The sequence below is a fragment of the Kaistia dalseonensis genome (assembly GCF_030814715.1).
Lineage (GTDB): Bacteria > Pseudomonadota > Alphaproteobacteria > Rhizobiales > Kaistiaceae > Kaistia > Kaistia dalseonensis.
In genome coordinates, this window is the sequence record NZ_JAUSVO010000003.1 from 337,810 (window position 1) to 356,264 (window position 18,455).

The window sequence follows — 18,455 nt, forward strand, 5'->3', positions numbered from 1 at the left end:
CGCCGGCGCCCCCGAGGCGCTGCTAGCCAGCCGAACACAAGAAAGAGAGCAGCCGGCCGCTCGATTGCGACCGATCGGCAAAACCACTATGGTCCGCTCTCATTTCGGAATCCGCCCCCTTTTTGACACCGATGAGCCGCCGCTTCCGGCGGCGCGCAATGATTTGGCCGCATGACAATGGACGCCACACTCTCTCCGCCCCAGGCACGGGCTGAGCTCGACGACGCAACGAAGCGGACGATCGTCTTTGGCGTTCTGCTCGCCATGCTGCTCGCGGCCCTCGATCAGACGATCGTTGCGACCGCATTGCCGACCATCGGTCGCGACTTGGGCGACCTGCAGAACCTCTCCTGGATCGTGACCGCCTATCTGCTGTCGTCGACGGCCGTGACGCCGCTCTATGGCAAGGTGAGCGACATTTACGGTCGCCGGACCACGCTGCTGACCGCGATCGGCATCTTCATCCTCGGGTCGATCGCCTGCGCGCTGGCGCCGAGCATGCTGGCGCTGATCATCGCGCGCTTCGTCCAGGGGCTCGGCGGCGGCGGGCTGATCTCGCTTGCCCACACCATCATCGGCGATGCGATGTCGCCGAAGGAACGCGCCCGCTATATGGGCTATTTCGGCGCCGTCTTCGCGCTCTCCAGCATGGCCGGGCCGGTACTCGGCGGCGTCCTCTCGCAGGCGTTTCACTGGTCGCTGATCTTCTGGATCAATATTCCCCTCGGTCTGCTCGCCTTCGCCATGACGGCAAACGCGCTCCGCAAGCTGCCGCGCCATGAGCGGCCGCACCGGATCGATGCGATCGGCGCGCTGCTGCTGGTGCTCGCCTCGGTGCTGCTGCTGCTGGCGCTGAGCTGGGGCGGCGTGACCTATGCCTGGGATTCGCCGACCATTCTCGGCATCATCGCGGCGTCGATCGTCGCCTGGGTGCTGTTCGTGATCCGCCTGCTGACCGCGCCCGAGCCGTTCCTGCCGCTCGGCGTCCTCGGCGACAAGGTCGTCGCCTATGCGACGCTGGCGGGCTTTTTCGGCATCGGCACCATGGTCGGCTTGTCGATCTACCTGCCGCTCTTCTTCCAGTCGGTGCTGCATCTGACGGCGGGCGCCTCGGGCGTCGCGCTGATCCCGCTTTCGATCTGCACGGTCATCGGGGCGCAGTTCTCCGGCCGCGTCATGGCCCGTGTCGAGCACTATAAGCGGACGCCGCTGATCGGCCTCGGCGTCGCCGCCGTGACCACGGGCATTCTCGCCGTCGTCAGCCATTCGGCGAGCCTGATTGAGATCGAGGTGCTGCTCTCGATCATCGGCCTCGGGCTCGGGACGCTGTTCCCGGTGACGATCGTGGCCGTGCAGAACGCCGTTCCCCCGCATCACATGGGTTCGGCGACGGCGACAGTGAATTTCATGCGTTCGCTCGGCAGCGCTATCATCGTCGCGACCTTCGGCGCGATCTTCCTCGGCGGCGTCGGTGCGATTGCGGGGGCGAGCGGTACCTCGGTCGAGGAGAAGATCGCCTCGGCGACGGCGGCCGGCGTGTCGCTCGGCGGCGCCTTCAGCGGCGTATTCACCGCCGCCGCGATCGGCATTCTGGCCGCGTTCGTGCTGCTCCTGCTGATGGAACAGCGCCCGATCCGCGGCCAGGCACCGGCCACCAGCTCGGCGCTGGAGCTCTGACGGCAGGCTATCGTCGTCCGCCCCATGAAATGCAAATGGCAGGCTGTCGGCCAGCCTGCCATCCGATATGGTTCCGCAGTGATCCCGGCGCTTAGTCGATGAGCTTATAGGCCGGGACGGTCAGGAAGGCCTCGAAGGTCTTGGCGGTCGAAAGCGTCGTGAAGAGGTCGATCGCCTCCGGGAAGCGGCCGGCGGCATAATTGTCCGGTCCGATTTCGCCCTTCACGACTTCCATCTCCTCCGCAAGGCAACGGCGGAACAGCGCGTCCGTCACCTTCTGGCCGTCTTCGAGCGTCGCTTCGAAATGAAGCTGCTGCCAGATCTGCGCGCGGCTGATCTCGGCGGTCGCGGCATCTTCCATGAGGTTGTAGATCGGCACGGCGCCACGGCCGCGCAGCCACGCCTCGATATACTGGACACCGACGCGGATATTGTGGCGCAGGCCCTCTTCCGTGCGGGTGCCGGCATGGATCTCCAGCATGTCCTTCTGGCCGTAGGAGACCTCGTCGCGCTTCCGCGACAACTGGTTCGGCGTCGGCATCAGGCGGTCGAAGACTTCCATGGCGACCGGAACCAGATCCGGATGCGCGACCCAGGTGCCGTCATGACCGGCATTGGCCTCACGCTCCTTGTCGGCCCGGACCTTGGCGAAGGCGGCCTCATTCGCGGCCGGATTGTTCTTGACCGGAATCTGCGCCGCCATGCCGCCCATGGCGAAGGCGCCACGGCGATGGCAGGTCTTGATCAGCAGTTCGGAATAGGCGAGCAGGAACGCCTTGCCCATGACGACCTGGCCGCGATCGGGCAGCAGGAAGGCCTTGTTGTTCCTGAGCGTCTTGATGAACGAGAAGATATAGTCCCAGCGGCCGCAATTGAGGCCGACCATATGGTCCTTCAGCTCGTAGAGGATCTCGTCCATCTCGAAGGCGGCCGGCAGCGTCTCGATCAGGACGGTCGCCTTGATCGTGCCATGGGCGAGGCCGAGATGCGTCTCCGCATAGGTGAAGACCTCGTCCCAGAGCCGCGCCTCCAGATGGCTCTCGGTCTTGGGCAGGTAGAAATACGGGCCCGAGCCCTGCGCCAGCGCGGCCTTGGCGTTATGGAAGACATAGAGGCCGAAATCGACCAGCGAGCCCGAGGCGTCCAGGCCGTCGAAGCCGATATGGCGCTCCGGCAGATGCCAGCCGCGCGGGCGGATGATCAGGACGGCCGGCTTGGCGCCGAGCTTGTAGTCCTTGCCGGTCTTCGCATCGGTGAAATCGATCTTGCCGGCCCAGCGATCCTTCAGGTTGATCTGGCCTTCGATCATGTTGGCCCAGACCGGCGAGGATGCGTCCTCGAAATCGGCCATGAAGACCTTGGCGCCGGAATTCAGCGCGTTGACGATCATCTTGCGGTCGACCGGACCGGTGATCTCGACGCGGCGGTCCGTGAGATCGGCCGGGATCGGAGCAACCTTCCAGTCGCCCTCGCGGATGGATTTCGTCTCGGGCAGGAAATCCGGCAGGCCGCCATCATCGAAGAACTGCTGCCGCTCCTTGCGGAACTCGAGCAGCGCCCGACGCTTGGCATCGAAGTTCTCGTGCAGCAGCGCCAGGAAATCGAGCGCTTCGGGCGTCAGGATCTCGTCGAAACGAGGGCCGAGCGCCCCCTTGACGACGAGGCGTTCGGCATTGGTCGCGGACATGGATCAGCTCCTCGGATTGGCACCTTGGAGGCGACTATGGCACGCGCCGGTCTTCAACAAAACCGGCGCGAACAGGGCAGAACTTTTTCTAAATTGGAACAAGTCGCCCGCTATTCCGCACGATAGCGCGCGATGCGCTCGGCGAAGGACGACGCCGCAGCCGCAGGATCGTCCGCCGCCATGATCGCCGAGACGATGGCGAGGCCATCGGCCCCCGCGCCCAGCGTCGGTTCGACATGGTCGGCCTTGACGCCACCGATCGCGACGACCGGTTTCGGGCTGGCGGCAACCATGGCCGCGAGCCCGTCAAAGCCGATCGGCGCCGCTGCATTGGGCTTGGTCGCAGTGGCGAAGATCGGCCCGACGCCGAGATAATCGGCATAGGCGACGTCGCTCGCCTCGAGTTCCGGAAAGGTCGAAACGGAGAGACCGAGGATGCGATCCGGCCCGATCAGGCCGCGGACCATCGAAGCCGGCATGTCGCTCTGCCCGACATGGACGCCGTCCGCATCGATGGCGAGGCAGACATCGACGCGGTCATTGATGATGAGCGGAATGCCCCGCGGCTTCAGCAGCTGAAGCAGCGCGGTCGCGGTCTCGATCAGATGGCGGGTCTTGTTGTGCGGATCGCGCAATTGCACCAGCGTGACGCCGCCCTCGATCGCCGCGCGGACGGTTTCGACCACGCCGCGCGGGCCGGCGAGGCCCTCATCGGTGACGAGATAGAGCGAGAGATCGAAGGGACGCGCCATCACGCCGCCTCCGTCTCGAGGACGCTGATGGCGGCCCGGCGTTCGAGCATGGCGGCATCGACCGCGTAGAGCGCGTCGCAGAGCTCGGCCGGAAGATGGCCGGGTCCGGCGACATGGGTCGATGCCTCGGCACCGGCCGCGGCATAGACCGCGAGCGCATAGACGGCCGCCTCCAGGGGCGGACGGACGGCTGCAAACGCACCCACGGTCGCGGAGAGCGCGCAGCCGAGCGCCGTCGAGAGTGGCATCAGCATATCGCCACCCTCGATCGCGACGACGATCGCCCCATCGGTCACATAATCGGTCTCGCCCGTGATCGCGACGACGGCGCCGGTGGCGAGCGAAAGCGCCTTGCCGGCTTCGATCGCCGCATCGGAGGCGGCGGTCGAATCGACGCCCTTGCCCCCTGCCCCGGCAGCACCCGCGAGGCTCATGATCTCGCTGGCATTACCGCGAATGATCGCGGGCTTCAGCCGGCTGAGCTCGACCGCGAGATCAGTGCGGAACTTGGTCGCGCCGCAGCCGACCGGATCGAGCACCCAGGGCTTGCCGAGGGCTACGGCCTGCGTCGCCGCGCGGCGCATGCCCTCGACCCAGGGCGCCGACAGCGTGCCGATATTGATGACCAATGCGCTCGAAATGGCGACGAAATCCTCGACCTCGTCGACCGCATGCACCATGGCCGGCGACGCGCCGACGGCGAGCAGCACATTGGCCGAGATCGTCATGGCGACGTAATTGGTGATATTCTGCACGAGCGGCCGCGCGGCGCGCATGTCGTCGAGAGCCTTGGCGGCTGCGGCAATGCTGAATTCGGTATGATCTGACATTCACTGTCGTCCTTGCTTGGGCGCAGGACGGAAGACGGCTTCGGCGCTTCTTGTCGAGGCGAATGATCGCCTCGCGCCTTTGCTCAATCCCTCCGCCGGCATGATCCGGATCAGGTTCGCGGGTTAGTCCGAAGACCTCTCAGCCAGGATCCGAAGCCGGATCAGGGCACCCCGATGAGACGGCGGCAAACTAGCATGGTGAGGCCTGAGCGCAAGCCTTGTGCGTATCGCCAGGACGTGGCCACACCATTGCGTCGACGAAGCGCAGGCGCGAAGCTGGTGCACCAGGCAAGGAAGAAACGATGCACAAGGGTCGGGTCGAGGCGTTCAGCGATGGTGTCATCGCCATCATCATCACGATCATGGTGCTGGAACTTCGTGCACCGCACGAGCCGACCATCGCGGCGCTCTGGCCGCTTGCGCCCGTGTTTGGAAGCTATGTGCTGAGCTTCATCTATGTCGGCATCTACTGGAACAACCATCACCACATGTTCCAGCTGGTGCGCCGCGTGAACGGCGCGGTGCTCTGGGCCAATCTCCATCTACTCTTCTGGCTGTCGCTGGTCCCCTTCGTGACGAACTGGATGGGCGAGAACCATCTCGAATCCGCGCCGGCCGCGATCTATGGCTTCGTCCTGCTGATGTGTGCGGTCGCCTATCTCATCCTGGCGCGCACGCTGGAACGCTGCGAAGGCGCCAATTCGGCGCTGGCGGCCGCGATCGGCAATGACAGGAAGGGCAAGATCTCGATCCTGATCTATCTCGCCGGCATGGCGCTCGCTTTTGTCGGCCCGTGGTTCGGCATTGCCTGCTATGTGCTGGTGGCGCTGATCTGGCTGGTGCCTGACCGCCGGATCGAGCGCAACCTGGCCGCCCACCACGCGGCCGGCGACCAGTCCGAATAACAGGCGCGACGCCGCACAGCCGGCTGCTGTCTCGCCCCATGCAGCACCATGCCGCCGTCGCCGCTGGTTTGCGCACCCGCGCCGAACTGATAGACCTCGTGGGTCGACAGGATCATTTGGCTTGAACGCAGCACGGCGCCAGGGACTTTCTGTAGAGGTGACACTGCTCGTCGCCCTGCTGCTGCTCGTCCAGGCGTTCTTCAGCGGACTTTCGATCGGCTCGAAGGCCGTGGCCGCCGAACTGGCTACAGGCGTGCTCTGCTCGACCATCGGCACGAGAAGCGCCCCGATCGAGCAGCCGGCCGGGCGGAATCATCTGGTCGATTGCTGCACGCTCGGCTGCAGCATGGTCGGCGGCCAACCGCTGCCCGAGACGGCCGCGCTGCCCTTCGCCACGGCACGCCCCGTAGCCGCCGGTCTGCGCGGACGACTGGATGCAGCCGGATTGCAGCGCGCCGAGCTCGCACCGCTCCACACGCGTGCTCCGCCGCGTGTGAGCTGATCCCGACAAACGGCCTTCGCCCTTCATCGCGCCGCGTCAGCATGGCTGCGCGGCCGTTCTCGATCTTCCTGGACGTCTTTCCATGTTTGGTTCCCTCGTCTCCCTTCGCCGCGCCGCGCTCGGTCTCGCCGCGCTGGCCCTGCTTTCCATCAGCGCCGAAACCGCCTCCGCCCATGACTTCAAGGCCGGCGCCATCACGATCGACCACCCCTGGTCGCGCGCGACGCCGCCCGGCGCCTCCGTCGGCGGCGGCTATCTGACCATCACCAATGATGGCGACACACCCGACCGCCTCGTCTCGGCGACCATTTCGGCGGCCGACCGCGCGGAAATCCACGAAATGGCGGTGAAGGACGGCGTGATGACGATGCGCCCCGTGCCCGATGGCGTGGCTGTGCCCGCCCATGGCAGCGTTACCTTCTCGCCCGGCGGCTATCACCTGATGTTCGTGAAGCTGGCGAAGCCGCTGGTGAAGGGCGAGAAGATCGCCGGCACGCTGACCTTCGAAAAGGCCGGAACCGTTGCCGTCGAATTCGACGTCGATGCGATCGGCGCCACGCCGAAGGAGGATCATTCCGGTCATGGCGGCAACGCCATGCCGGGCATGAACATGAGCCAGTAGCATGGCCGGACGAACCCGGCTTCTCCTGGTCCTCACGGCGGCGATCGTCACCGTCGGGATCGCGGCCGCGGTCGGCTACAGGGCGTTCGAGACGGAAAAGGCGCCCGCTGGTTCGACCGTGGCCAGCCTCGGCATTGGCGGGCCGATCAACCTCGTCGCGGCCAGCGGCGCGCGCTTCACATCCGCCGATCTGGAGGGCAAGCCGCATGCGATCTTCTTCGGCTTCACCCATTGCCCGAATGTCTGCCCGACGACGCTTTCGGACCTGACCCTCGATCTCGACGATCTGGGCCCGCTCGCCGACAGGCTCAAGGTGCTCTTCGTCTCGGTCGATCCGGAGCGCGACACGCCGCAGATCATGAAGGATTATCTCTCCGCCTTCGATCCGCGCATCATAGGCCTGACCGGCACGCCGACCGAGATCGCCGCCATCGCAAAGGACTACCACGTCTTCTACGAGAAGGTGCCCACGGCCGATGGCGACTACACCATGAACCATACGGCCGGCGTCTACCTCATGAACGCCAAGGGCGAGTTTACCGGCACGATCAGCTTCGAGGAGGAGCGCGACGTGCAGATCGCGAAGTTGAAGCGTCTGGCAAACGGCTGATTTTGCGCCATCAAACAAGAGAACGGGCGGCGGATCGCTCTGGCTGCCCGTCTCCATCGCCGCAAGCGCGTTTCCGCGCGAAGTGGGCACCGGTTCGCGTGAAGGAAACGCGACAGATCAAATAGATAGATCAATTCAGCCTTTCCGTGAAACGCTGAATTGATCTAGGCTGCGCGCCGCGCTTCGGCGCCCTCCGAGAGAACAGCAGGGAATGACGATGAAGGCCTGGGAATATGCGCGCGACCTCCTCCGCAATGCGGAACCGGTACTCCTCTCGGAGGAGGAGCAGACCTGGGACGCCTCGGCGCTGATCCGCGACCAGGACGCGATCCTGAAGCTGTTCTGGAATTCGAACGTGCCGGGCTCGGGCGCGCCGGAAAGCCTCGCCGTCGCGGCGATCCAGTCGCTCGAAAACAAGGGCTATGTCGTCCCGCCGAACCAGCATCTGCTCGATGCCGGCCTCGCCGCCGTCGCGGCCAGCGATTTCGAAACGCTGCACACCGTCCATGCCCGCCTCAAGGCCGTGATGCGCCAGGCCGTTCCCGACCCCGAGCATCCCTCGCAGAAGACCCGCCGCTTCAAGGACTTCGCCGAGTTCGAAGCCGCGATCGCATGGCCGCAGGATGTAGCAGTCGATGTCCACAGCGCCGATTTCGCCGACCGCATCGCGGCCGCATGGTGGGGCCAGATCATCGGTGCAGCAGTCGGCACCGCGCTCGAAGGCTACACGACGGAAAAGCTCAAGGCGGCCTTCGGCACGATCGATCGCTATATGCGTCCGCCGAACACCTATAATGACGACATCACCTTCGAGCTCGCCTTCCTCTATGCCTTCGAGGAGAAGGGCTATGCGGTGACGAGCGCCGATGTCGCCGATCGCTGGGTGAGCCTCATCCCCTTCGCTTGGTCGGCCGAGGCGGTCGCGCTCGAAAACCTGAAGCGCGGCGTCTATCCGCCAGTGAGCGCCGAGGACGGCAATCCCTTCGATGAATGGATCGGCGCGCAGATGCGCGGCGCGATCTGCGGGATGGTTGCGCCCGGCCGCCCGCATGAGGCGGCGCGCCTCGCCTGGCTTGACGGCGAGATCTCGCATACCAGCAACGGCATTCTCGGCGAGGTCTTCAACGCGATCATCGTCGCCCGCGCCTTCGTCGAAGGTGATTTCAGGAAGATCGTCACGGAGACGGTCGCGCTCATGCCGGCCGAGACCGAATATGGCGCCGTGGTCCGCTTCGCGCTGGAGGCGGCGCAGACTTCCAATGAATGGGAAACCGCCTGGCGGCTCTGCGACGAGAAATATGTCGAATATAACTGGATCCACGCCTATCCGAACGCGGCCGCGCAGGTGATCGCGCTCTGGTTCGGCGAGAACGATTTCGACAAGACGCTGGCCATCATCGGCGGCTGCGGCCACGACGTCGACTGCAACGCCGCGCAGATGCTCTGCGCCGTCGCGATCGCCAAAGGCTTCGCCTCGATCGACAAGCGCTGGATCGAGCCGATCGGCGACGAACTGGTCACCTATATGCGCCGTCCGGCCAAGACGACGACGAGCGCACTGATCGCCATGACGGTCGAGGCGATCCGCAAGGCGAACTGACCGAAAGGCCCGCATGGCCTTTCAGCCCCGGAACACCCATCGCATGCGACGGGTTCCGGGGCTTTCATTTGGTGCCGTCGTGCGACGACGGCATCACGCCGGAGGCAGCATCTCGATGCCGTAGCGGCTCGCCGCCTTGATCAGACGCGGAATGTCCGGCGGGCTCATCGGCGGAAACACCGTGGCATCCGCGACCGGATCACCGGCCTCCACGAAGAAGTTCTCATGCAGCCCACCCGGCAGGTTGATGATCAGCATGCGCGCCGGCTTGTCGCTATTGTTTGCAAAGCCGTGCGGCGCGCCACGCGGGATATAGTGGAAGCTGCCGGGGCCGCTTCTCGACGTCTGGCCACCGACCATGAAATCGAACGTGCCCTCGAGCACGTAGAAGGCTTCGGCATCGTCGCGCTGAATATGCGGCGGCGTGCCCTGCCCCGGCGCGGTCGTCGCCTCGACGAGCGAAAAGGTGCCCTCGGTGTCGAGCGCCGTCGCCTTGAAGGTGACGAGCGTGCCGAGCAGATGAACGGTGGTGCCGGTCTTGGGATCGAGACCGGAAGACGGGATAGGAGAAGGAGCGTTATGTGCGTTCATGATTGGCATTGTCCTATGTTTACGATATAGTTTTCTCGTAACGAGATATTTGTCTTATAAGAGGTCGTCTTGAGTAGTCAAGAGAGTTTCGAACGGGTGGCGCAGAAGCAGAGAACCCGTGCCACCCTTCTGGCGGCCACGCGGGAACTTCTGGCCGAGGGCAAGCATCCGACGGTCGCGGAAACGGCCGATCGGGCTGGGATCTCGCGTGCGACGGCCTATCGCTATTTCTCCGCGCCTGATGCGATGGCGCAGGAAGCGGTGCTCGACGCGATCGCCAGGGAGTTCACCGCCGTCCATTTTCGCGACGGCCCGGCCGATGCCGATCTCGCCATGCGTGCTGAAAGCGTCGTCGCCGGAATATTGGCGATGGTGATCGCCCATGAGGCGCTGTTCCGCACGTTTCTCAGCGTCTCCGTCGGCGGCGGCGGGCGTCAGCCGGCCGAGCGTGGAGGTCGGCGCATGGGCTGGATCGAGGAGGCGCTGGCGCCGGTTTCGACCGATCTTTCGGATGAGCAGATGAAGCGGCTCATAGCTGGCCTCGCCCTCCTGACCGGGATCGAGACCATCGTCGTGCTCAAGGACGTGATGGGGATGGATGACGCCGCCGCCGAGAAGACGGCGCGCGCTCTTGCCCGAACCCTGGTGCAGGGCGTGCTCGCGGATTGACGGCTGGGCGCGGCACGCGCCCTCACGCCACGGTCGAACCGCGTTCTAAACGAGCCCGCCGTCCGCCTCGGATGAAGATCGGCAGGCAGAAGAGATAGAGGCAGGCGCCGACGATCCAGACCAGCCCCAGGGCCGACGGCGCAGTCGCGGCATAGAGTGCCGTGACGCCGATGGTCGAGATCACGCCGGCGAGGCTGCTCAGGCTTGCCAGCAGGCCCTGCAATTCGCCCTGCCGCTCCTCGCTGGTCTGGCGGGAAAAGAGCGCCTGCAGCGCCGGCTGCTCCATGCCGCCGAGGCAGAGCAGCGGAATGGCGGCAATCGCCATCCAGCCCTGGCTCGCCAGACCGACACAGACAAAGGCCACCGCATCGATCGCGACACTGGCCGCAAACGCGCCGCGCTCGCCGAGACGGCGGATCACCGGTCCGGTCAACACGCCCTGCACGACAGCATGGAGAATGCCGAACAAAGCAAGCGTCAGCCCGGAGATGGCAGGCGACCAGCCATAGCGATCCTGCCCATGGATCACCCAGAGCACGCCGCCGATCTGCCCGACCATCTGGACAATGACGAAGATGGCCATCAGCGGCAGCATGGTCCGGACGGAAAGCGCCGCGCTCAACGAGGCAAAGGGATTGACGGCCTTCCAGTCGAACGGCTTGGCGCTCGCCGGCTGGCGCGCAGGCATGCCGACCATGGCCGCCAGCACCAATGCGCTGTTCAGCGCCATGGCGAGCCAGAACGGCGCGCGGGCCGAATATTCGCCAAGCCAGCCACCCAGCGCCGGCCCGGCCACGAAGCCGAGACCGAAGCACGCATTCATCCAGCCGAAGCGCCGGCCGCGTTCGTCAGGTGGCGTGACATCGGCAATATAGGCCGAGGCGACGGCCGCATTGGCGCTGGCAATGCCGGAGACGATGCGTCCGACATAGAGAAACCAGAGGCTCGGCGACAGCGCCATGAGCGCATAGTCGATCGCGGCGGCAGCGAGCGAAACCAGCAACACCGGCTTGCGACCAAAGCGATCACTGAGGATGCCCACGATCGGCGCGAAGATGAACTGCATCAGCGCATAGAGCGCGATCAGCACGCCATACTGATTGGCGATCAGTTCATGGCCAGAAAGATCGCGCAACAGTCCTGGCAGGATCGGCATGATCAGCCCGATGCCGACGGCATCGAGCGTCACGGCTGCCAGCACCACGAAGAGACCGCGATTCATGATCGATCCTGCCTGATGAAATGGGGAGGCGATCTGCCCTTGCCGGGCGCCGGCCGGATCGCATAGCCTGCCTATCACTGATAGGGACATGTGCCCGATCATTGATAGGGAGTCAAGCTTGCAGGACAAGATCAATCTGACGCGATCCTCGATCGTCGCCGCGGCGCTCGATCTGCTCGACGAGGTCGGCATGGACGATCTGACGACCCGTCGCTTGGCGGAGAAGCTGCAGATCCGCTCGCCGACGCTCTACTGGCATTTCAAGAACAAGCGCGCCCTGCTCGAGGCCATGGCGGAGGAGATGATGGCCGAGCACATCGCTTCGCCGCCGCCGCCCGGCACGGATTGGCGCGCCATGCTGCTCGAAAGCGGGCGCAGCTTTCGGCGCGCCATGCTCTCGCATCGCGACGGCGCGCGGGTGCACGCCATGGCGCGCCCGAGCCTGCGGCAATTGCCTTCAGCCGAGGCCAAGGTCGCCCTGCTCCGCGCGGCCGGCTTCAGCGGGGTGCAGGCGCTTTCCGTGCTGCTCGCCGTCAGCCGCTATACCGTCGGCTGGGTGCTGGAAGAGCAATCGCTGGCCGGAGAGCACACCGGCGCGCCAGCCGCAATCTCGGCGCAGACCTTTCCGCACATGGTAGAGATGTTCGCCCTGGCCGAGACGCTGCCGCCCGACGCCCTTTTCGAGGCTGGACTCCGCATGATCATCGAGGGTCTGGCGCAGGACGGCGCCGTCGGCCGCCGCGACGAGGCATGATGTTCCGTCAGTATTTGAGCGGCGGCTGAAATTGCCGGACGACGAAACGTCTACTGCGGACGAACTGCCTAATGATTATACAAACAAATCGCCGCAGATCACCTCGATAAGGCGTATGCTGCGGTATGGATATTCAATTTCCCAATCGCAGCCGCAGCTACAATGAAACTCGAGGTCGTATCCAGTTTTGGGGATATGACAGCACGATCGAGGTTTCGTTCTTCCTCGATGCTGGCGCCTTGCAGCGTATCAACCCCTCGGCCGCTCGCGACGAGACGGGTTCACTCGGCGTTTTCGACGCCAATCGCGACCGGATCGAGCAGGCCGCCGCGCGGATTTATTCGCGCCGCTCCGGCTCCTCCTACACGCTGACGGCAGCCGATCTCTGATCGGCCCGATACTGGCCCGCACCGTGCATCGAAAGATCCATCGGAGGCGGGCCCGGGCGACCTGTGTCGCCCATATGACCCATACCCCCACACCGTGACGAGAGGGACGCTTGATGCGCCTTAAGCTGGGTTGCGAGCTGAGCTACAGTTTTCCGAACCCTACGCCGATGATCGTGGTCCTCAACGTCCACTATTCGCGTGCGTCGAGCCTCGAATATCCCGACCTCCTGAAGACCAACCCGCCGGTTCCCATCGAAAGCTATCGCGACAGCTTTGGAAACTGGGTCTGTCGTCTGGTGGCGCCGGAGGGCCTGTTCACGCTCGGGACCGATACGGTCATCCGTGACAATGGCGAGCCGGACCCCGTCGACTATGGCGCCGTCCAGCACGAGGTGCAGGACCTCCCGGCGGAAACGCTGATGTTCCTGCTCGGCAGCCGCTATTGCGAGACCGACCGGCTGATGGAAGAAGCCTGGCGCCTCTTCGGCCAGACGCCGACCGGCTGGGCGCGCGTGCAGGCGATCTGCGATTTCGTCAACCAGCATATCACCTTCGGCTACCAGAATGCCCGCGCAACCCGCACGGCGGCCGAGGCCTATGCCGAGCGCGTGGGCGTCTGCCGCGATTTCGCGCATCTCGCCGTCGCCTTCTGCCGCTGCATGAACATCCCGACGCGCTATTGCACGGGCTATATCAGCGATGTCGGCGAGCCGCCGCCCTATGCGGAGATGGACCTCGCCGCCTGGATGGAAGTCTATCTCGGCGGTCGCTGGCACGTCTTCGACCCGCGCAACAACAAGCGCCGCATTGGCCGCATCCTGATCGCCCAGGGCCGCGACGCCGCCGATGTGCCGATCACCAACACGTTCGGCCCGAACACGCTGGTCCGCTTCAAGGTCGTGACCGAGGAACTGGCGGGGTAAGGCACCGCTTGGGTCAAGCGCCGATCCGCGCCGGCTTCGGACCGCCATAGGCCCAGTCGAGCAGCTCGACCGTGTGGATCACCGGCACGCCCGCGCCATCGGAGAGCTGCGTGATACAGCCTATATTGCCCGTGGCCACGAGGTCCGGCGCTGTCTTGGCGATATTGTCCAGCTTGCGCGCCTTGAGGCGCTGGGAGATTTCCGGCTGGAGCATGTTGTAGGTGCCGGCCGAGCCACAGCAAAGATGGCCCTCCGGCACATCGCGGACGGTGAAGCCGGCCTTGGTGAGCAGCGTCTTCGGCGTCGTCTTGATCTGCTGGCCGTGCTGCATCGAGCAGGCGGAGTGATAGGCGACCGTCAGCGGCTCCGGCGCCGCAACGGGCGCGAGCTTCAGGCTCTCCAGATATTCCGTAATATCCTTGGCGATGGCCGAGACGCGCGCCGCCTTCTCCGCATAGGCCGCATCCTCGCGGAACATGAAGCCATAATCCTTGATCGTCGTGCCGCAGCCCGACGCCGTGATGATGATCGCGTCGAGTCCCTCGCCATCCATCTCGGCGATCCAGGCATCGATCGTGCGCTTGGCGGTCTCGTGCGCCTGGTCGGATTTGCCCATGTGGTGGGCGAGCGAGCCGCAGCAACTCTCGCCTTTGGCGATCACCACCTCGACGCCGACGCGCGTGAGCAGACGGATCGCCGCCTCGTTGATGCCGGGATCGAGCACGGGCTGGACGCAGCCGGAGAGCATCGCGACCCGGCCCCGCTTCTCCGCGAGCGCCGGGAAGGTTCCGGGCCCTTCCGAATGGGAGCGGCCATGGGGAAAGCGCGGCGCGAGCTTCAGCATCGCGCCGATGCGCTTGAAGCCCGGCACCTTCGCGATCGCGCCTGCAACCGGCCGCGCCGCCGCGGCGCCGACAAGCGCCACACGGAAGCGGTTGCGGTGGGGCAGCACCGCCGCGATGGCGGAGCGCGTGGCACGATCGGCGAGGCTGCGCTTGTAGGTCCTCTCGATATGCGCGCGGGCATGATCGACAAGATGCATGTAGTTCACGCCCGATGGGCACGTCGTCATGCAGGAGAGGCAGGACAGGCAGCGATCGACATGCTTGACGACCTCGTCATTGGCCGGCTTGCCACCCTCCAGCATGTCCTTGATCAGATAGATCCGCCCGCGCGGACTATCGAGCTCGTCACCGAGCAGCACATAGGTTGGGCATGTCGCCGTGCAGAAGCCGCAATGAACGCAGGTCCGCAGGATCTTCTCGGATTCCCGCGTATCCGGATCGGCGAGCTGAGCGAGGGAGAAAGAGGTTTGCATGATGTTTAGCCGGCTTGCTCGATGCTGACACTGTCCCGCTCGGCGGGAAGGTCGGACGGAGGCTCTTGCAGATCAAGCTTCGACGCGAGGTCGAGCAACACGCCCTCGATGTTGATCATGACGTCGTTGTTCCAGTAGCGCACGACGCGAAGCCCTACGTCTTGCAGCCGACGTGTACGGGCAGCATCGCGCGCGACTGCGATGTCGTCCCCATGCGTGGCGCCGTCGATCTCGACGATCAGCCATTTGTCGTGACAGACAAAATCGACAATGAAACCGGCGATTGGCGCCTGTCGGCGAAAGCTCAGTCCGTGAAAGCGATCGGCGCGGAGATGCGTCCACATGACTTGCTCTGCGCCGGACATCGTCGTTCGGAGGGCGCGAGAACGCTGACGGAGGACGGCTGTCACGGACTTCGTCACGATGCGCTCCCTGGCGAGGCCTCGGCGGCGTCCCCCCTCCCTAGCCCTCCCCCGCTGCGCGGGAGAGGGAATGACATAGCCTGGCCACGCCCTCGATGAAGCGCACAGGCCCGCCCTCTCTCCCGCAAAGCGGGGGAGAGCTGGAGAGGGGGTGTTCCAAACGCGAAGGCCTCGGCAGCGGGCCCCCTCCCTGGCCCTCCCCCGCTACGCGGGAGAGGGGACGGGAACCGTGGAGGCTCTAGTTCGATGCGACGCGCCGGCCGGCCCTCTCCCCACATTGTGGGGGAGAGTTGGAGAGGGGGGCCTTTGGCGTCGAGCGCGCGGCACGCCATGATCAGCTCACCCTCCCGGGATTGAGCACGCCCGACGGATCGAATGTTGCCTTGATCTTCTTCGAAATTGCCGCAACGCCAGCCGTCTCAGGCTGGAAAACCGGGACGGCGGCGCGGAGCGCGAAGGGGGCGCGGATCAGGGTTGCGTGGCCGCCGACCAGCGCGACCGCGGCGCGGACGATCTCGGCGCCGCCATCGCCCTTTGCCGGGGCTGTCGCCCAGACGAGCCCGCCGGCCCAGTCATAGAGAAGGCGGCTGTCGAGCGCGAAGGCGAGCTTGGCGCCGATCGCTGGCCCGTCGCTCGGCTTCACCGAAATGCGCCAGACGACCTCGTCATGCGCGGCTCGCAGCGGCTCGACATCGCGGATCGAGCGCCAGATGGCACGCGAATCCGCGTGCTCGACCGCCTCGGCAGCGCCAAACGGGCGCAACATGGCCCGAAGTCGCTCGGCCCTGTAGCTGCAGGACGCGGCGAAACCCTCGAAACGCAGATAGGTCCGCGACGGTGCGCCGGGGATATGCGCCGCACCGGTGATCTCGAATGGCGTGCCGAGCGCCGCCGCCATCGCCTCGACGGCGCGTTCGGCCGAGAGGCCCTCGATCACCAGCGTCGTCTCGGTCTCGGCCTCGGGCAGGAGCTTGTAGGTGACCTCGGTCATCACGCCGAGCGTGCCCCAGGATCCGGCGAGCAACTTGACGAAATCATAGCCGGTGACGTTCTTCATCACGCGGCCACCGGACTTGATCGTCTCGCCCCGGCCCGTCACGGCGCGCACGCCGATCAGATGATCGCGCGCGGCGCCGGCCTGGATGCGGCGCGGACCGCTCGCATTCGACGCCGTGACGCCGCCGATCGTCGGCTCGCCATGCGCGCCCAGCAGCGGGCGATAGTCGATCGGCTCGAAGGCGAGGCGCTGGCGGTTCTGCGCCAGCGCGGCCTCGATTTCGGAAAGCCTCGTGCCCGGGCGGGCGGCGATGACGAGTTCCGTCGGCTCATAGAGCGTGATCCCGGTCATCGCCTGCGTTGAAAGAATGCGCGCCGCCTGGACCGGGCGGCCGATATCGCGCGTGCCGCCGCCATGAATGGCCAGCGGGCTCCGGCTCGCGGCCGCCTCGTGCACGATGGCTTCGAGCTCGGCCTCGGATTCGGGGAGGAGGATCGAGGTCACGCGACCGCCCTTTCCCGCGCGGCGAGCGGAAACACCTTGTGCGGATTGAGCAGCCATTGCGGATCGAGAGCGGTCTTCACCCGCATCTGCTGATCGAGGTCGATGGTGTTGAATTGGTGGATCATCAGCTCACGCTTCTCGACGCCGACGCCGTGCTCGCCCGTCAGGCAGCCGCCGACCTCGACGCACAGCTTCAGAATATCCGCGCCGGCTGCCTCGGCCTTCTCCAGTTCGCCCGGCTGGTTGGCGTTGAACAGTACGAGTGGATGGAGATTGCCGTCGCCGGCATGGAAGATGTTGGCGACCTGCAGGCCATAGCCGGCGCAGATCTCCGAAATGCCCGTCAGCACGCGCGGCAATTGCCCGGTCGGGATCGTGCCGTCCATGCACATGTAATCGGCGATCCGGCCCATAGCGCCGAAAGCCGACTTGCGACCCTTCCAGATGGCGGCGCTCTCGGCCTCGGATTGCGAAACCTTGAGGTTGGAGGGATTGAAATCGGCGGCGATCGTCGTGATCCGGCCGATCAGATCCTCGATCTCGGCCTCCGAGCCCTCGACCTCGATGATCAGCAGCGCCTCGACATCGAGCGGATAGCCGGCATGGGCGAAGGCCTCGCAGACCTTGATCGCCGGACGGTCCATATATTCGATCGCGACCGGGATGATGCCCGACCCGATGATGGCCGCGACGGCCGCGCCGCATTCCTCGGCGGACTGGAAGCCCATCAGCATGGGCCGCGCACCCTCTGCCATCGGCAGGATCCGCAGCATCGCCTCGGTGACGACGCCGAGCTGTCCCTCCGACCCGACCACGAGGCCGAGCAGGTCATAGCCCGGACTATCCAGATGCGGCCCGCCGATCTCGACCACCGTGCCGTCGATCAGCACCATCTTCACGCCGAGGACATTATTGGTCGTGACGCCATATTTGAGGCAGTGCGCCCCGCCGGAATTCATCGCGATATTGCCGGCGATGGTGCAGGCGAGCTGGCTCGACGGATCGGGCGCGTAAAAAAAGCCGAGATGCGAGACCGCGCCCGACACGCCCAGATTGGTCACGCCGGCCTCGACACGGATCGTCCGGTTCGGCAGGTCGATATCGAGCACTTTGTTCATCTTGGAGACGCCGAGCACGACGGCGTCCTCCGCCGGCAGCGCACCGCCGGCAAGCGAGGTTCCCGCTCCGCGCGCGACGACCTTGACGCCCTCCTGGTTCAGGAAGGCGAGGACAGCGGAAACCTGCTCAGTCGTCTCGGGCAGCACGACGGCGAGCGGAATCTGGCGATAGGCGGTGAGCGCGTCGGTCTCGTAGGCGCGGCGCTCATCCTCCGCCGTAATCAGCGAGGCGGGCGGCACGAGCCTGGCGAGGCCGGCAATGATCTCGTCACGGCGCGCCAGCACGCGCTGGTCGGGCTTCGGCATCAGAATGGCGGACACGGCTTCCTCCTCGCCCTTTCCTGAAGTCACTCTACGCTTGGC

The 18,455-nt window shown here is 65.5% G+C and carries 19 protein-coding genes and 1 riboswitch; of the genes, 10 read left to right on the plus strand and 9 right to left on the minus strand.

The window, feature by feature from the left end; all coding sequences use genetic code 11:
• Positions 1-177 precede the first annotated feature (177 nt).
• Positions 178-1,677 (plus strand): MDR family MFS transporter, encoded by a 1,500-nt coding sequence (locus QO014_RS12125; protein ID WP_266349310.1) that lies wholly within the window; start codon positions 178-180, stop codon positions 1,675-1,677.
• Between the two features lie 91 nt (positions 1,678-1,768).
• On the opposite strand, the gene aceB is transcribed toward QO014_RS12125, so the two are convergent.
• The 3 genes from aceB to thiM form a co-directional block, all read right to left on the minus strand.
• Positions 1,769-3,364 (minus strand): malate synthase A, encoded by a 1,596-nt coding sequence (gene aceB, locus QO014_RS12130; RefSeq protein WP_266348969.1) that lies wholly within the window; start codon positions 3,362-3,364, stop codon positions 1,769-1,771.
• A 110-nt stretch (positions 3,365-3,474) separates the two neighbouring features.
• Positions 3,475-4,116 carry a thiamine phosphate synthase gene (gene thiE / locus QO014_RS12135; RefSeq protein ID WP_266348970.1) on the minus strand — a complete coding sequence of 214 codons (642 nt, stop codon included), beginning with the start codon at positions 4,114-4,116 and terminating at the stop codon, positions 3,475-3,477.
• The gene (gene thiM, locus QO014_RS12140) at positions 4,116-4,946 is read right to left on the minus strand and encodes a hydroxyethylthiazole kinase (RefSeq protein ID WP_266348971.1); all 831 of its coding nucleotides are present in this window, start codon (positions 4,944-4,946) and stop codon (positions 4,116-4,118) included. Before thiM ends, thiE begins: the two co-directional genes overlap by 1 nt.
• Positions 4,947-5,016: 70 nt before the next feature.
• Positions 5,017-5,130, minus strand: a riboswitch (TPP riboswitch).
• A 118-nt stretch (positions 5,131-5,248) separates the two neighbouring features.
• Between thiM and QO014_RS12145 the strand changes: the two genes are divergently transcribed.
• The 5 genes from QO014_RS12145 to QO014_RS12165 all read left to right on the plus strand — a co-directional run bounded on the left by QO014_RS12145 (position 5,249) and on the right by QO014_RS12165 (position 9,185).
• On the plus strand, positions 5,249-5,851 hold the full coding sequence (locus QO014_RS12145; protein WP_266348972.1) for a TMEM175 family protein: 603 nt from the start codon (positions 5,249-5,251) through the stop codon (positions 5,849-5,851).
• A 121-nt stretch (positions 5,852-5,972) separates the two neighbouring features.
• Positions 5,973-6,353, plus strand: a complete 381-nt coding sequence (locus tag QO014_RS12150) for a DUF2946 family protein (RefSeq protein ID WP_266348973.1) — start codon at positions 5,973-5,975, stop codon at positions 6,351-6,353.
• 82 nt (positions 6,354-6,435) lie between these two features.
• Positions 6,436-6,975: a copper chaperone PCu(A)C gene (locus tag QO014_RS12155; RefSeq protein ID WP_266348974.1), complete on the plus strand. Its 540-nt coding sequence runs from the start codon at positions 6,436-6,438 to the stop codon at positions 6,973-6,975.
• A 1-nt stretch (position 6,976) separates the two neighbouring features.
• Positions 6,977-7,585 carry an SCO family protein gene (locus QO014_RS12160; protein WP_266348975.1) on the plus strand — a complete coding sequence of 203 codons (609 nt, stop codon included), beginning with the start codon at positions 6,977-6,979 and terminating at the stop codon, positions 7,583-7,585.
• Between the two features lie 217 nt (positions 7,586-7,802).
• Entirely contained in the window at positions 7,803-9,185 is a 1,383-nt protein-coding gene (locus QO014_RS12165) for an ADP-ribosylglycohydrolase family protein (protein ID WP_266348976.1), read from the plus strand.
• Positions 9,186-9,278: 93 nt separating this feature from the next.
• Here the strand turns inward: QO014_RS12165 and QO014_RS12170 are convergent, their stop codons facing one another.
• Complete coding sequence (locus QO014_RS12170) at positions 9,279-9,776, minus strand: cupin domain-containing protein (RefSeq protein WP_266348977.1); 498 nt, start codon at positions 9,774-9,776, stop codon at positions 9,279-9,281.
• Between the two features lie 69 nt (positions 9,777-9,845).
• Here QO014_RS12170 and QO014_RS12175 point away from each other — a divergent pair, with 69 nt between their 5' ends.
• Positions 9,846-10,445: a TetR/AcrR family transcriptional regulator gene (locus QO014_RS12175; RefSeq protein WP_266348978.1), complete on the plus strand. Its 600-nt coding sequence runs from the start codon at positions 9,846-9,848 to the stop codon at positions 10,443-10,445.
• A gap of 22 nt (positions 10,446-10,467) precedes the next feature.
• Here the strand turns inward: QO014_RS12175 and QO014_RS12180 are convergent, their stop codons facing one another.
• On the minus strand, positions 10,468-11,859 hold the full coding sequence (locus QO014_RS12180; protein WP_307258106.1) for a TCR/Tet family MFS transporter: 1,392 nt from the start codon (positions 11,857-11,859) through the stop codon (positions 10,468-10,470).
• On the opposite strand from QO014_RS12180, the gene QO014_RS12185 reads away from it, so the two are divergent.
• From QO014_RS12185 to QO014_RS12195, 3 genes are all read left to right on the plus strand, one after another.
• Complete coding sequence (locus QO014_RS12185) at positions 11,786-12,421, plus strand: TetR/AcrR family transcriptional regulator C-terminal domain-containing protein (protein ID WP_266348980.1); 636 nt, start codon at positions 11,786-11,788, stop codon at positions 12,419-12,421. The two genes, QO014_RS12180 and QO014_RS12185, sit on opposite strands and share 74 nt — an antisense overlap.
• A gap of 125 nt (positions 12,422-12,546) precedes the next feature.
• Positions 12,547-12,810, plus strand: coding sequence for a DUF1488 family protein (locus QO014_RS12190; RefSeq protein ID WP_266348981.1), 264 nt, complete (start codon positions 12,547-12,549; stop codon positions 12,808-12,810).
• A 113-nt stretch (positions 12,811-12,923) separates the two neighbouring features.
• Positions 12,924-13,733 (plus strand): transglutaminase-like domain-containing protein, encoded by an 810-nt coding sequence (locus QO014_RS12195; protein WP_266348982.1) that lies wholly within the window; start codon positions 12,924-12,926, stop codon positions 13,731-13,733.
• A gap of 13 nt (positions 13,734-13,746) precedes the next feature.
• Here QO014_RS12195 and glcF read toward each other — a convergent pair whose 3' ends face one another.
• From glcF to QO014_RS12215, 4 genes are all read right to left on the minus strand, one after another.
• Positions 13,747-15,051 (minus strand): glycolate oxidase subunit GlcF, encoded by a 1,305-nt coding sequence (glcF, locus tag QO014_RS12200; protein ID WP_266348983.1) that lies wholly within the window; start codon positions 15,049-15,051, stop codon positions 13,747-13,749.
• A gap of 5 nt (positions 15,052-15,056) precedes the next feature.
• The gene (locus tag QO014_RS12205) at positions 15,057-15,473 is read right to left on the minus strand and encodes an endonuclease domain-containing protein (RefSeq protein ID WP_266348984.1); all 417 of its coding nucleotides are present in this window, start codon (positions 15,471-15,473) and stop codon (positions 15,057-15,059) included.
• Positions 15,474-15,807: 334 nt separating this feature from the next.
• On the minus strand, positions 15,808-16,974 hold the full coding sequence (gene glcE / locus QO014_RS12210; protein ID WP_266348985.1) for a glycolate oxidase subunit GlcE: 1,167 nt from the start codon (positions 16,972-16,974) through the stop codon (positions 15,808-15,810).
• The gene (locus tag QO014_RS12215) at positions 16,971-18,398 is read right to left on the minus strand and encodes an FAD-linked oxidase C-terminal domain-containing protein (protein ID WP_266349311.1); all 1,428 of its coding nucleotides are present in this window, start codon (positions 18,396-18,398) and stop codon (positions 16,971-16,973) included. The genes glcE and QO014_RS12215 overlap by 4 nt, the downstream gene beginning before the upstream one ends.
• Positions 18,399-18,455 lie beyond the last annotated feature (57 nt).

Excerpts from the sequence above, each read along its gene's own strand:
- thiM (WP_266348971.1), bottom strand. The coding sequence starts at position 4,946 with ATGTCAGATCATACCGAATTCAGCATTGCCGCAGCCGCCAAGGCTCTC.
- QO014_RS12190 (WP_266348981.1), top strand. The coding sequence starts at position 12,547 with ATGGATATTCAATTTCCCAATCGCAGCCGCAGCTACAATGAAACTCGA.
- QO014_RS12180 (WP_307258106.1), bottom strand. The coding sequence starts at position 11,859 with ATGCCGACCTCGTCGAGCAGATCGAGCGCCGCGGCGACGATCGAGGAT.
- QO014_RS12165 (WP_266348976.1), top strand. The coding sequence starts at position 7,803 with ATGAAGGCCTGGGAATATGCGCGCGACCTCCTCCGCAATGCGGAACCG.
- QO014_RS12145 (WP_266348972.1), top strand. The coding sequence starts at position 5,249 with ATGCACAAGGGTCGGGTCGAGGCGTTCAGCGATGGTGTCATCGCCATC.
- QO014_RS12215 (WP_266349311.1), bottom strand. The coding sequence starts at position 18,398 with ATGCCGAAGCCCGACCAGCGCGTGCTGGCGCGCCGTGACGAGATCATT.
- QO014_RS12125 (WP_266349310.1), top strand. The coding sequence starts at position 178 with ATGGACGCCACACTCTCTCCGCCCCAGGCACGGGCTGAGCTCGACGAC.
- thiE (WP_266348970.1), bottom strand. The coding sequence starts at position 4,116 with ATGGCGCGTCCCTTCGATCTCTCGCTCTATCTCGTCACCGATGAGGGC.
- QO014_RS12160 (WP_266348975.1), top strand. The coding sequence starts at position 6,977 with ATGGCCGGACGAACCCGGCTTCTCCTGGTCCTCACGGCGGCGATCGTC.
- glcF (WP_266348983.1), bottom strand. The coding sequence starts at position 15,051 with ATGCAAACCTCTTTCTCCCTCGCTCAGCTCGCCGATCCGGATACGCGG.
- QO014_RS12195 (WP_266348982.1), top strand. The coding sequence starts at position 12,924 with ATGCGCCTTAAGCTGGGTTGCGAGCTGAGCTACAGTTTTCCGAACCCT.
- QO014_RS12155 (WP_266348974.1), top strand. The coding sequence starts at position 6,436 with ATGTTTGGTTCCCTCGTCTCCCTTCGCCGCGCCGCGCTCGGTCTCGCC.
- aceB (WP_266348969.1), bottom strand. The coding sequence starts at position 3,364 with ATGTCCGCGACCAATGCCGAACGCCTCGTCGTCAAGGGGGCGCTCGGC.
- QO014_RS12170 (WP_266348977.1), bottom strand. The coding sequence starts at position 9,776 with ATGAACGCACATAACGCTCCTTCTCCTATCCCGTCTTCCGGTCTCGAT.